The organism is Bradyrhizobium sp. NAS96.2 (assembly GCF_001908235.1).
GTDB lineage: Bacteria > Pseudomonadota > Alphaproteobacteria > Rhizobiales > Xanthobacteraceae > Bradyrhizobium.
Window position 1 is genome coordinate 1 of record NZ_LGHK01000273.1, and the last position, 12,299, is coordinate 12,299.

Sequence of the window (12,299 nt, forward strand, 5' to 3'; positions counted from 1 at the left end):
GATCCTTAACGTAGAAAGCATAATGTCTCCTGGTTTGGTTCTATAGGCGCTTAACTGGTTTGAGCATGATCTCCTTCGGAAAACCGCTTCGCACTTTTCCGGATCATGCTCTTAGTTCTTCTTGAGCTTTGCGGCCAGTTGCTGGGCAACGATCGCAACCTGCCTGGCGCCGTGCGGCACGAGGAAGATGACGAGGAACAGCAGCACGCCGAACACCGCGCCGGAAAGGCCCTTGGAGATGCCTTCGGCAATGTTCGGCACGAAGATGATGAAGGCCGAGCCGACGATCGAGCCGGGCAGCCAGCCGACGCCGCCGACCACCATGCCGAGGAACAGCGAGATCGCGAGCTGGATGGTGTAGCCGTCCGGCGCCACGAACTGCACCGCGATGGCGCCGAGACCGCCGGCAACGCCGGTGATGCCGGCCGAGACGCCGAACGCCAGCGTCTTGTACAGCGCGACGTCGACGCCCATCGCGGAGGCCGCGATCTCGTTGTCGCGGATCGCCATGAAGGCCCGGCCGGAGCGCGAGCGCAGCAGGTTCACCGAGGCGACATAGATCGCGATCGTGACCACCAGGGTGAAGTAATACAGCCACATGTCCTGCGACAGCGGCAGGCCGAACGGGGCGTCCGGCTTGGTCACCACGAGACCCTGCACGCCGCCGGTCCACTGCTCGAAATAGCCGAGCTTGAGCAGCTGCGGCATCGCGGTGGCGAGCGCAAATGTCGCAAGCGCCAGATAGACGCCGGAGAGCCGCAGCGCCGGCTGGCCGAACAGGAAGCCGAAGCCGAAGCAGACGATGCCGGCGATCGGCAGCGTGAGGGCATAGTTCATGCCCGCATGCTCCATCAGGATCGCCGATGTGTAGGCGCCGACGGCATAGAACGCGCTCTGGCCGAGCGAGAACTGGCCGCTTCCGCCGGTCAGGATGTTGAGCGCCAGCACCGCAAGGCCGTAGATCAGAAGCATCGTCATCTGGAAGATGATGAAGTTCTTCACGAACAGCGGGATCAGGACCAGCGCGGCGAGCACGACGAGCGAGGTGCCATAACCCAGCGTCATGGCGCGCTTGGGCACAGCCTCGACGGCCTGGCCTTCGGTGACGACTTCGACTTCTTCAGCGGCGCTCATGATCAAACTCGCTTGACGATGGCGCGGCCGAACAGGCCTGCCGGTTTCACGACCAGGACGACAATGATCAGCGCAAGCGCGATCGGAAGTTTCAGCTCATTGCCGACGCCGGGGATGTAGGTGCCGACCAGGTTCTCGAAGATGCCGACCAGGAAGCCGCCCATCACGGCGCCGAACGGGCTCGACAGGCCGCCGAGCACGGCCGCGGCAAACCCGTAGATCAGCACGCCGAGCATCATGTTCGGCTCGAGGAACACCACGGGGGCGATCATCATGCCGGCGATCGAGCCGATCGCGGACGCCATGCCCCAGCCGAGCGCGATCATCCACGAGGTATTGATGCCGACCAGCCGGGCCGATTCAGGCAGCGAGGCGGCCGCGCGCATTGCAAGACCGACCCGGGTGAAGCGGAAGAAGAAGAACAGCAGCAGCAGCATCAGCAACGTGATGCCGATCATGCCGGCCTGGTGGGTCGAGATCAGCTGGCTGCCGAGGAACGGCGAGGAGCCGAACGGCGTCGGATATTGCTTGATGGTGAAGTCCCAGATCAGGCCGGCGACCGAGTTGATGATCGCGTACAGCGCGATGAAGCCGGCGACGTTGGTCAGGATCGGCGCCTTGGCCAGCGGCTTGAACAGCAGCCGTTCGATGATGATGCCGGCGACGAACGAGAAGGCGACAGTAAGCACGAAGGCGCCCCAATACGGCACGCCCCATTGCATCAGCTGCCAGGACACGAAGGTCGAGAACATCGCCATTTCGCCCTGGGCGAAATTCAGATGGTCGATGGCCTGGTAGATCATCACGACCGCGAGCGCCATGCAGGCATAGATCGCGCCCGTGGCGATGCCGGCCAGGACCTGGTTGGCAAAAAGCTCCATTGTGCCAGCTCCCTCAGTAGCCGAGATAGGATTTGCGGACGTCTTCGTTGTTCGCGATGTCCTTGGCATTGCCCGACATCACGATCCGTCCGGTTTCGATCACATAGGCCTGGTCGGCGAGCTCGAGCGCGAGCTGCGCGTTCTGCTCGACCACCAGGATGGTCACCTTTTCCTCGCGATTGATCTTGCCGAGGATACGGAACAGGTCGCGCACGATCAGCGGCGCGAGGCCGAACGACGGCTCGTCGAGCAGCATCAGGCGCGGCCGCAGCATCAGCGCGCGCGCCACCGCGAGCATCTGCTGCTCGCCGCCGGACAGCGTGCCGGCCTGCTGGGTGTAGCGCTGCTTCAGCACCGGGAAATGTTCGTACATCCGCTCGATGTCGGAGCCGATGGCGCCCTTGTCGGAGCGGCTGATGGCGCCGAGCTGCAGGTTCTCCTCCACCGTCATGTTGGTGAAGGTGCCGCGGCCCTGCGGCACGTGGGCGATGCCGAGGCGAACCACATTCTCAGTGGAACGGGTGCCGATCGGCTTGCCCTCGAACTCGATCGCGCCGGTCGAGCGTACCATGTTGCAGATCGCCCGCAGCGTGGTGGTCTTGCCGGCGCCGTTGGCGCCGAGCAGCGTGGTCAGCGAGCCCTCGTTGAGGGAAAAGCTGAGGCCGTGCAGGGCCTGGACCTGGCCGTAATAGGCGCGCAGGTCCTTGACGTTGAGCATCGCTGTCATTGGTCCTTGCTCCCCAGATAGGCCTTGATGACGTCGGGGTCGGCCTGGACCTGGGCCGGCGTGCCTTCAGCCAGCTTGCGGCCGAAATTGAGTGCGACGACGTGGTCGGCGATCGACATCACGAGACCCATGTGATGCTCGACCAGCAGCACCGTAATTTTACGGTCATCGCGGATTTTGCGGATCAGATCGCCGAGCACATAGACTTCCTCGTGATTGAGGCCGCCGGCCGGCTCGTCGAGCAGCAGGATCTTCGGATCTGCGGCCAAAGCGCGCGCCAGCTCGACGCGCTTCTGGGTGCCGAACGGAAGTCCCGAGACCACGGTGTGGGCGACGTCCTCGAGATCGAGATAGCCGAGGATGTCGTGCACCTTCTTGTTCATGTCGCTCTCGCCGCGGCGGACCCAGGCGAGACGCAGCGAGTCGCTGACGATGTCGCTCGAGGTGCGCGCATGCGCGCCGACGCGGACATTGTCGATCACCGACAAATTAGGAAACAGCGCGACGTTCTGGAAAGTGCGGCCGATGCCGATCTCGGCGATCCGGTGCGGCGGCCGCGACAGGATGCTCTTGCCTTCCATTAGGATGTCGCCGGACGACGGCTGGTAGAGCCGCGACAGGCAGTTAAACAGCGTCGTCTTGCCGGCGCCGTTCGGCCCGATCAGTCCGAGGATCTGTCCATGGCGCATGTCGAACGACACGCCGTTCAGTGCGATGATGCCGCCGAACACGACGCTGACGTCGCGAACCGCGAGCAAGGGATCATTCCCCTGCGCGAGCTGTGCCTGCGTCATCTCGTCTCGCCCGCCGTCTTCGAGCGGTGCGAGCGGCCCTGCGATGCGTTTCGCTGGACGTGATGGAGGCTATCTGATCCCCTCGGCCAAACGTGCAACTTTCCCTCCTACTCTGGTCTTTTTGCGTTCTTCTTTTTTGGATTGCGGCGCCATTCCACCGAGCGCCTGCTCGATGTTCCTTACCATCGCGACAAGACGAGGTCCAATGTCGTTGAGCAATCTATCTTCCGTGAAGCGGAATGCCGGCGCGCCGCAATTGAAGGCGTAAGGACCGGTTCCGTCGTTCAATCTCAATGCAACGCCGACAGCGGCGACGTCGTTCTGCCAGTCGCCGGTCGACATGGTGAAGCCGTGCTTCGCCACCGTCTCGCCGGAACGTTCGATGCCGTCGCGCATCTTGGCCCAGCGGCTGCCATAGTGATCCCGCAGCTCGCGTAATAAAGCTGCGCGCTCCTCGGGTGGCAATGCCCAAATATAGGCACGTCCCATCGCGGTGGTGGCGATCGGCACGCGCGAGCCGACGTCGAGCTGCACGCCGAGCGCCAGGCCGTTCCGGCTCTGGCCGAAATAGATCATGCTGTGACGGTCGCGGCCGCCGACGGCGACGGCGCCGCCGGTCGCGCGCATCACTTCTTCTCGATAAGGTTCGGACAAATGCCGAACGCCGAGATTGGCGAGCGCCGCGTAGCCCAGCGCCATCGCCGACGGCGCGAGCTGGTACTTCTCGAATTTCGGTACAGGTGTAAGGTATCCCAGCTTGGTCAGCGTATAGGTCAGCCGGGAAATGGTTGGCTTCGGTAACTTGGTGCGGGCGGCAATCTCCTGATTGCCGAGCAGCCCGTCATTGGGTTGAAATGCGCGCAGGACATCCAGTCCGCGGGAAAGCGCGACGACGAAATTGCGATCGGTCGCTACCTTCTTGCTGGCGCGCTTCATCCCTATCCTTGTCCTGCCCTTGTTATGCTCGTTGACAAGGCACGTGCTTCAAAATAACCCTCCATGTCAAGATGTGGAATTAAATTTCGCAGTGCGAAATTGATCTAATCGTAGCGGCTCAACGCAAGTCGTGCAGCTACTCAACGCAAGTTCAAGAACAAGCATCCAGGGAGAGTCCCGGTGAGTGAAGTCGTCAAGCTCGAACGTCATGACAATATTGCCGTCGTCACGGTTAACAGTCCGCCTGTGAACGCACTAAGCGCTGCGGTGCGCGGCGGCACCTTCGAGTGCATCAAGGCCGCGATCGATGATGCGCAGGTCCAGGGCATCGTGCTGACCTGCGCCGGCCGCACCTTCATCGCCGGCGCCGACATCACCGAATTCGGCAAGCCGCCGAAGCCGCCGGGACTCGCCGAGGTGCTGAGCCTGATGGAAAGCTCGCCGAAGCCGATCGTTGCCGCGATCCACGGTACCGCGCTCGGCGGCGGCCTCGAGGTCGCGCTGGCCTGCCACTACCGCGTCGCCACCAAGGACGCCAAGCTCGGTCTGCCCGAGGTGAAGCTCGGCCTGCTGCCGGGCGCCGGCGGCACCCAGCGCCTGCCGCGCGCGGTCGGTCCCGAGCTCGCGGTCAAGATGATCGTCGGCGGCGACCCGATCAGCGCGGATGCCGCGCTCAAGGCCGGCCTGATCGAGGAGATCGTGGAAGGTCCGGCATCGGGCGGCGAGGCATTTGCGCGCAAGGTGGTCGCCGAGAAGCGTCCGCTGCGCAAGCTGCGCGATGACGACAGCAAGCTCGCGGCGGCCAAGGCCGATCGTTCGATCTTCACCAATGCGGTCGCTGCGCTGACCAAGAAGTCGCGCGGCCTCGAAGCGCCGTTCGCCGCGGCCGATGCCGTCGGCGCCGCGATCGACCTGCCGTTCGAGGAAGGTCTGAAGAAGGAGCGCGAGGGCTTCCTCAAGCTGATGAACGGCGACCAATCCAAGGCGCAGCGCTATGCGTTCTTCGCCGAGCGCGAAGCTGCCAAGATCTCCGGTGTCCCCGACGGCACCAAGGGCCGCAACGTCGCGCGCGTCGCCATCCTCGGCGCCGGCACCATGGGCGGCGGCATCGCGATGTCGTTCGCCAATGCCGGCATCCCGGTCACGCTGATCGAGACCGGCGAGGAGCAGCTCAAGCGCGGCATGGGCATCATGCAGAAGAACTATGAAGCGACCGCCGCGCGCGGCGGCATCCCGGCGGACGCGCCCGCCAAGCGGATGGCGCTGATCAACGGCGTCGTCGGGATCGAGAACGTCGGCGACGCCGATCTGGTGATCGAGGCCGTGTTCGAGACCATGGCGGTCAAGAAGGAAGTGTTCGGCAAGCTCGATCAGTACGCCAAGCCGGGTGCGGTGCTGGCCTCCAACACCTCCTACCTCAACATCGACGAGATTGCGAAGTCGACCAAGCGTCCGCAGGACGTGCTCGGCATGCACTTCTTCTCGCCGGCCAACGTCATGAAGCTGTGCGAGATCGTGCGCGCCGACAAGACCGCGCCCGATGCGCTGGTGACTGCGGTGTCGATCGCGCGCAAGATCGCCAAGGTGCCGGCCGTGGTCGGCGTCTGCGACGGCTTCGTCGGCAACCGCATGCTGGCGCAGCGCGGCAAGCAGTCCGAGAAGCTGCTGTTCGAAGGCGCACTGCCGCAGCAGGTCGATGCCGTCGTCACCAAGTTCGGCATGCCGATGGGCCCGTTCGCGATGGGCGATCTCGCCGGCCTCGATATCGGCTGGCGCTCGCGCAAGGACCGCGGCATCAAGTCTGAGATCGCGGACGCGCTCTGCGAAGCCGGCCGCTTCGGCCAGAAGACCGGCAAGGGCTACTACAAGTACGAACAGGGCTCGCGCGCGGCGCTGCCCGATCCGGAGGTCGAGAAGCTGATCGACGAGACGCTGGCGCGTCTCGGCCGCAAGAAGCGCGTCGTCACCGACGACGAGATCCTCGAGCGGATGATGTACCCGATGATCAACGAGGGTGCGAAGATCCTCGCCGAGGGCATCGCGGCGCGTCCGTCCGACATCGACGTGGTCTGGCTCTATGGCTATGGCTGGCCGATCTATCGCGGCGGCCCGATGTTCTGGGCCGACACCGTCGGCCTCAAGCACATCGCCGATCGCCTGGCGTTCTATGCCAAGGAGACCAACGATCCCTCGCTCGAGCCGGCGCCGCTGCTCAAGAAGCTCGCCGACGAAGGCAAGACCTTCGCCTCGCTCGCCGCTGCGTCGAAGGCGGCGTGATCACCTTCGGCGATGCAACGGCAGTGACTGGGTTCCCTCTCCCGTTGTGGGAGAGGGTTAGGGAGAGGGGTGGCCGCATCGGCACTGCCCGTGTGAACTCCCTTCCCCAACCCCTCCCCACAAGGGGGAGGGGAGCCATCGCGCCGGTGCTCACCTCACATCAGTCGATGCATCCATGACCTATCCCGGCGAACAATATTATCCCAAGGGCGTGAAGTGGAGCGACGAGATCGCGCGCGGCACGCTGCCGGCCCTGCTCTCCAACGCTGCCGCCGAATTCGGCGCGCGCCCGGTGCTCGAATTCCGCGACCGGCAGATCAGCTACACCGAACTTGAGTCCCTGGTCGAAACCGCCGCCGCCGCCTTCATGCGGGCCGGCTACGGCAAAGGCACGTCGGTCGCGCTGTTTCTCGGCAATTCGCCCGATCATCCGATCAATTTCTTCGGCGCGCTGAAGGCCGGCGCCCGCGTCGTGCATCTGTCGCCGCTCGACGGCGAGATCGCGCTGTCGCACAAGCTTTCCGATTCAGGCGCGCGCGTGCTGGTCACCAGCAATCTCTCGGCGCTGTTGCCGACGGCGCTGAAATTCCTCGCCAAGGGTCTGCTCGACCGCCTGATCGTTTGCGAGGATGATAATTGGGGCGAGGTCGGCACGCCGCAGACCGCGCTGCCTGATAATCCCGCTGTTATCACGCACCGCCAGTTCATCGACGGCGCGACCAAGCCGTCGCAATGGCCTGCAGTCGACGTCGAGGACGTCGCGCTGCTGCAATATACCGGCGGCACCACGGGCCTGCCGAAGGGCGCCATGCTCAGCCACGGCAATCTCACCGCGGCGGTGTCGATCTACGACGTCTGGGGCAAGCCGGGGCGGCTCGAACGCAATGCGATCGAGCGCGTGATCTGCGTGCTGCCGCTGTTTCACATCTACGCATTGACGGTCGTGCTGCTGTCGGTGATCCGGCGCGGCCATCTGATCTCGCTGCACCAGCGCTTCGACGTCGAGGCCGTGATGCGCGACATCGAGGTCAAGCGCGCGACGGTGTTTCCCGGTGTGCCGACGATGTGGATCGCGATCGCCTCGCTGCCCGATCTCGACAAGCGCGATCTCTCCTCGCTCGTGGTTGCCGGCTCCGGCGGCGCGCCGCTGCCGGTCGAGGTCGCCAAGATCTTCGAGCGCCGCGTCGGCATGAAGCTGAAGAGCGGCTGGGGCATGACCGAGACCTGTTCGCCCGGCACCGGCCATCCCAAGGAAGGACCGGAGAAGCCGGGCTCGATCGGGCTGATGCTGCCCGGCATCGAGATGGACGTGGTGTCGCTGGAGGATTCCACCAGGGTGATGCCGGTCGGCGAGGTCGGCGAAATCCGCATCCGCGGTCCGAACGTCACCAAGGGTTACTGGAACAGGCCGGCGGAGACCGCGGAGGCCTTCGTCGGCGACCGCTTCCTCACCGGCGACATCGGCTACATGGATGCCGACGGCTATTTCTATCTGGTCGACCGCAAGAAAGACATGATCATCTCCGGCGGCTTCAACGTGTATCCGCAGATGATCGAGCAGGCGATCTACACCCATCCTGCCGTGCAGGAAGTGATCGTGATCGGGATTCCCGACGATTACCGCGGCGAGGCGGCCAAGGCCTTCATCAAGCTGCGCGACGGCGAGAAAGTGTTCTCGATCGACGAGCTGCGCGCCTTCCTCACCGGCAAGGTCGGCAAGCACGAATTGCCGGCCGCGGTCGAATTCGTCGATGAACTGCCGCGCACTCCGGTCGGCAAGCTGTCGCGTCACGAATTGCGTCAGCAACAGCCGAAGACATCTCCGTCCAAACCACAACAAACCGCATCAGGATCGCGCTCATGATGGACGATATGGTGCAATGAATCCGTCGTCCCGGCGTAGGCCGGGACCCATACGCCGCGGCTTCTCTTTGGGCACATGCGGCAGCCGGCTTTGCCAAACGCGAATGCCGGTGGTTATGGGTCCCGGCCTTCGCCGGGACGACCAGGAAAGAAGCAGTTGAACTTTTAAAAGGAGGATCCGATGGATCTCGCTTTCACCAAGGAAGAGATAGCGTTTCGTGAGGAGGTGCGGGAGTTCTTCAAGAACAACGTGCCGCCGGAGACCCGGCGCAAGCTGCAGGAAGGCCGCCATCTGTCGAAGGACGAGATGGTCACCTGGTGGCGCATCCTCAACAAGAAGGGCTGGGGTGTCACCCACTGGCCAAAGGAATATGGCGGCACCGGCTGGACCACCGTGCAGCACTACATCTTCAACGAAGAGCTGCAGTCCTATCCCGCGCCGCAGCCGCTCGCCTTCGGCGTCAGCATGGTCGGCCCGGTGATCTACACCTTCGGCAATGAGAAGCAGAAGAAGGAATACCTGCCGCGCATCGCCAATGTCGACGATTGGTGGTGCCAGGGCTTCTCGGAGCCGGGCTCGGGTTCGGACCTCGCGTCGTTGAAAACCACGGCCGAGCGCAAAGGCGACAAGTGGATCATCAACGGCCAGAAGACCTGGACCACGCTCGCCCAGCACGCCGACATGATCTTCTGTCTCTGCCGCACCGACAAGAACGCGAAGAAGCAGATGGGCATCTCCTTCATCGTGTTCTCGATGAAGTCGAAGGGCGTCACCGTGCGCCCGATCCAGACCATCGACGGCGGCCACGAGGTCAACGAAGTGTTCTTCGACGACGTCGAGGTTCCCTACGAGAACCTGATCGGCGAGGAGAACAAGGGCTGGGATTACGCCAAGTTCCTGCTCGGCAATGAGCGCACCGGCATCGCCCGGGTCGGCGTCTCGAAGGAGCGGCTGCGCCGCATCCGCGCGCTGGCCTCCAAGGTCGAGTCCGGCGGCCGTCCGGTCATCGAGGATCCGGCGTTCCGCGAGAAGCTCACGGCCTGCGAGATCGAGCTGAAGGCGCTCGAACTGACCCAGCTCCGCGTCGTCGCCGACGAGGGCAAGCACGGCAAGGGCAAGCCCAACCCGGCGTCCTCGGTGCTCAAGATCAAGGGCTCGGAGATCCAGCAGACCACCACCGAGCTGCTGATGGAGATCATCGGTCCGTTCGCCGCGCCCTATGACGAGCACGGCGATGCCGGCTCGAACGAGAGCATGGATTGGACCGCGCAGATCGCGCCGAGCTACTTCAACAACCGCAAGGTTTCGATCTACGGCGGCTCCAACGAGATCCAGCGCAACATCATCAGCAAGGCCGTGCTGGGGCTTTGATGCTCTCTCCCTCTCCCCGCTCTTCGCGGGGAGAGGCGAAGACGCCCCGGTTTTCGGTAACGACTTTCAGTTTAAGGGAACGAACATGGATTTTGATCTGTCCGAGGAGCAGCGGCTTCTCAAGGAAAGCATCGACGGGCTTCTCACCGATGCCTACGACTTCGATGCGCGCAAGAAGTACATGAAGGAGAAGGGCGGCTGGAGCAAAGCGCTCTGGGGCAAGCTCGCCGAGCAGGGCCTGCTTGGTCTGCCCTTCGCGGAGACCGACGGCGGCTTCGGCGCCGGCGCAGTCGAGACCATGATCGTGATGGAAGCGCTCGGCAAGGCGCTGGTGGTTGAGCCTTATCTCGCCACTGTCGTGGTCGCCGGCGGCTTCCTGCGCCATGGCGGCTCGGCCGAGCAGAAGGCCAAGCACATCCCGGGCATCATCGACGGCAGCAAGACCTTCGGCTTTGCCCAGCTCGAGAAGAACTCGCGCTACGACCTGTTCGACGTCGTGACCACGGCGAAGAAGAAGGGCGACGGCTGGGTGATCGACGGCGAGAAGTTCGTCGTGCTCAACGGCGAGAATGCCGACACGCTTGTCGTGACCGCGCGGACCAAGGGCGGCCAGCGCGACAAGACCGGCATCGGCGTGTTCCTGGTTCCGGCGGATGCCAAGGGCGTCACCAAAAAGGGCTATCCGACCCAGGACGGCCTGCATGCGGCCGACATCACCTTCACCAATGTCGAGGTCGGCGCGGATGCCGCGATCGGCGATCCCGAGAACGGCCTGCCGCTGATCGAGCGCGTCGCCGATGAAGCCCGCACCGCGCTGTGCGCGGAAGCGGTCGGTGCGATGGACCAGTCGCTGAAGGACACCGTCGAGTACATCAAGACCCGCAAGCAGTTCGGCGTTGCGATCGGCTCGTTCCAGAGCCTGCAGCATCGCGCCGCCGACATGTTCGTGGCGCTGGAGCAGGCCCGCAGCATGTCGATGTTCGCGACCATGGCGTCGGACTTCAGCGATGCCAAGGAGCGTTCGTCCGCAGTCGCGGCCGCCAAGGTGCAGGTCGGCAAGTCGCTGAAGTTCGTCGGCCAGCAATCGATCCAGCTCCACGGCGGCATCGGCATGACCATGGAAGCCAAGATCGGCCACTACTTCAAGCGGCTGACCATGATCGAGAATACGCTCGGCGACACCGACTACCACCTTCGTCGCGTCAGCGAGGGCGGCGGACTGCTGGCGTAAGCACCACCGTCATTGCGAGCGTAAGCGAAGCAATCCATCTCACCGCGTTGGGAAAGATGGATTGCTTCGTCGCTTCGGCGCAAAATTGCTGTGCAATTTTGTCGCGAGCTCCTCGCAATGACGCTCGACACAAACAGGGAGGCAACAACAATGAAAAACACCCCGTTCGATCTCTCCGGCCAGGTCGCCGTCGTCACCGGCTCGAGCCGCGGCATCGGCCGCTCCTCGGCCGAATTGCTGGCCAAGCTCGGCGCCAAGGTCGTGATCTCCTCGCGCAAGGCGGATGCCTGCCAGGAGGTCGCCGACGGCATCAAGAAGGCGGGCGGTGATGCGCTCGTGATCCCCTGCAACATCGCGCGCCGCGCGGAAGTCGAGGGACTGATCTCCGGTACGATCAAGCATTACGGCAAGATCGACATCCTGGTGTGCAACGCCGCGGTGAATCCCTATTACGGCCCGCTGCTCGACATCACGGACGAGGCCTTCGACAAGATCATGGGCTCCAACGTCAAGAGCAACATCTGGCTCTCCGCACTGGCGATTCCGCAGATGGCCGAGCGCGGCAAGGGCTCGGTCGTCATCATCTCCTCGATCGGCGGCTTGCGCGGCTCGACCGTGATCGGCGCCTACGGCATCTCCAAGGCCGCCGACTTCGCGCTGTGCCGCAGCCTCGCCGGCGAATGGGGGCCGAAAGGCGTGCGGGTCAATTGCGTCGCGCCGGGCCTCGTGAAGACCGATTTCGCCCGCGCGCTGTGGGAGGATCCGGACAATCTGAAGCGCCGCACCGCGTCGACGCCGCTGCGCCGCATCGGCGAGCCCGACGAGATCGCGGGCGCCGTGGCCTATCTCGCCTCCGACGCCTCGACCTTCATGACCGGCCAGACCATCGTGGTCGACGGCGGCGTGACGACGGCGGCGACGTAGTACCTTACTTTGCTCTTGCCTCTCCCGCTTGCGGGGAGGCCGCAACGCATCGGAGATGCGATGCGGGTGGGGGCTCTCTCCACAGAATGACTCGTGGAGAGAGCCCCCACCCGTAGCCGATGCTTTGCATCGGCGTGTTCTCAGGAACGGCGGCCGAAGG

General features: G+C 64.0%; 10 protein-coding genes. 5 read left to right on the forward strand and 5 right to left on the reverse strand.

Annotated features, from left to right (window positions below):
* Positions 1-111: 111 nt before the first annotated feature.
* From AC628_RS38935 to AC628_RS38955, 5 genes are all read right to left on the reverse strand, one after another.
* Positions 112-1,134: a branched-chain amino acid ABC transporter permease gene (locus AC628_RS38935; RefSeq protein WP_074131931.1), complete on the reverse strand. Its 1,023-nt coding sequence runs from the start codon at positions 1,132-1,134 to the stop codon at positions 112-114.
* Positions 1,135-1,136: 2 nt separating this feature from the next.
* Complete coding sequence (locus tag AC628_RS38940; protein WP_074131932.1) at positions 1,137-2,015, reverse strand: branched-chain amino acid ABC transporter permease; 879 nt, start codon at positions 2,013-2,015, stop codon at positions 1,137-1,139.
* Positions 2,016-2,028: 13 nt separating this feature from the next.
* Positions 2,029-2,742 (reverse strand): ABC transporter ATP-binding protein, encoded by a 714-nt coding sequence (locus AC628_RS38945; protein WP_050426335.1) that lies wholly within the window; start codon positions 2,740-2,742, stop codon positions 2,029-2,031.
* Complete coding sequence (locus AC628_RS38950) at positions 2,739-3,536, reverse strand: ABC transporter ATP-binding protein (RefSeq protein ID WP_050406254.1); 798 nt, start codon at positions 3,534-3,536, stop codon at positions 2,739-2,741. Before AC628_RS38950 ends, AC628_RS38945 begins: the two co-directional genes overlap by 4 nt.
* Positions 3,537-3,605: 69 nt before the next feature.
* Positions 3,606-4,472 (reverse strand): IclR family transcriptional regulator, encoded by an 867-nt coding sequence (locus AC628_RS38955; RefSeq protein WP_074131934.1) that lies wholly within the window; start codon positions 4,470-4,472, stop codon positions 3,606-3,608.
* 180 nt (positions 4,473-4,652) lie between these two features.
* On the opposite strand from AC628_RS38955, the gene AC628_RS38960 reads away from it, so the two are divergent.
* From AC628_RS38960 to AC628_RS38980, 5 genes are all read left to right on the forward strand, one after another.
* Positions 4,653-6,749: a 3-hydroxyacyl-CoA dehydrogenase NAD-binding domain-containing protein gene (locus AC628_RS38960; RefSeq protein ID WP_074131936.1), complete on the forward strand. Its 2,097-nt coding sequence runs from the start codon at positions 4,653-4,655 to the stop codon at positions 6,747-6,749.
* Positions 6,750-6,924: 175 nt separating this feature from the next.
* Positions 6,925-8,613, forward strand: coding sequence for a dicarboxylate--CoA ligase PimA (gene pimA, locus AC628_RS38965; RefSeq protein ID WP_074131938.1), 1,689 nt, complete (start codon positions 6,925-6,927; stop codon positions 8,611-8,613).
* Between the two features lie 180 nt (positions 8,614-8,793).
* Positions 8,794-9,984 carry a pimeloyl-CoA dehydrogenase large subunit gene (gene pimC / locus AC628_RS38970; protein ID WP_074131939.1) on the forward strand — a complete coding sequence of 397 codons (1,191 nt, stop codon included), beginning with the start codon at positions 8,794-8,796 and terminating at the stop codon, positions 9,982-9,984.
* An 85-nt stretch (positions 9,985-10,069) separates the two neighbouring features.
* Positions 10,070-11,215 carry a pimeloyl-CoA dehydrogenase small subunit gene (pimD, locus tag AC628_RS38975; protein WP_074131941.1) on the forward strand — a complete coding sequence of 382 codons (1,146 nt, stop codon included), beginning with the start codon at positions 10,070-10,072 and terminating at the stop codon, positions 11,213-11,215.
* Between the two features lie 150 nt (positions 11,216-11,365).
* Positions 11,366-12,139: an SDR family NAD(P)-dependent oxidoreductase gene (locus AC628_RS38980; RefSeq protein ID WP_074131942.1), complete on the forward strand. Its 774-nt coding sequence runs from the start codon at positions 11,366-11,368 to the stop codon at positions 12,137-12,139.
* Positions 12,140-12,299 lie beyond the last annotated feature (160 nt).

Coding starts and splice junctions, on each gene's coding strand:
- AC628_RS38935 (WP_074131931.1), bottom strand. CDS start 1,134: ATGAGCGCCGCTGAAGAAGTCGAAGTCGTCACCGAAGGCCAGGCCGTC.
- AC628_RS38940 (WP_074131932.1), bottom strand. CDS start 2,015: ATGGAGCTTTTTGCCAACCAGGTCCTGGCCGGCATCGCCACGGGCGCG.
- AC628_RS38945 (WP_050426335.1), bottom strand. CDS start 2,742: ATGACAGCGATGCTCAACGTCAAGGACCTGCGCGCCTATTACGGCCAG.
- AC628_RS38950 (WP_050406254.1), bottom strand. CDS start 3,536: ATGACGCAGGCACAGCTCGCGCAGGGGAATGATCCCTTGCTCGCGGTT.
- AC628_RS38955 (WP_074131934.1), bottom strand. CDS start 4,472: ATGAAGCGCGCCAGCAAGAAGGTAGCGACCGATCGCAATTTCGTCGTC.
- pimA (WP_074131938.1), top strand. CDS start 6,925: ATGACCTATCCCGGCGAACAATATTATCCCAAGGGCGTGAAGTGGAGC.
- pimC (WP_074131939.1), top strand. CDS start 8,794: ATGGATCTCGCTTTCACCAAGGAAGAGATAGCGTTTCGTGAGGAGGTG.
- pimD (WP_074131941.1), top strand. CDS start 10,070: ATGGATTTTGATCTGTCCGAGGAGCAGCGGCTTCTCAAGGAAAGCATC.
- AC628_RS38980 (WP_074131942.1), top strand. CDS start 11,366: ATGAAAAACACCCCGTTCGATCTCTCCGGCCAGGTCGCCGTCGTCACC.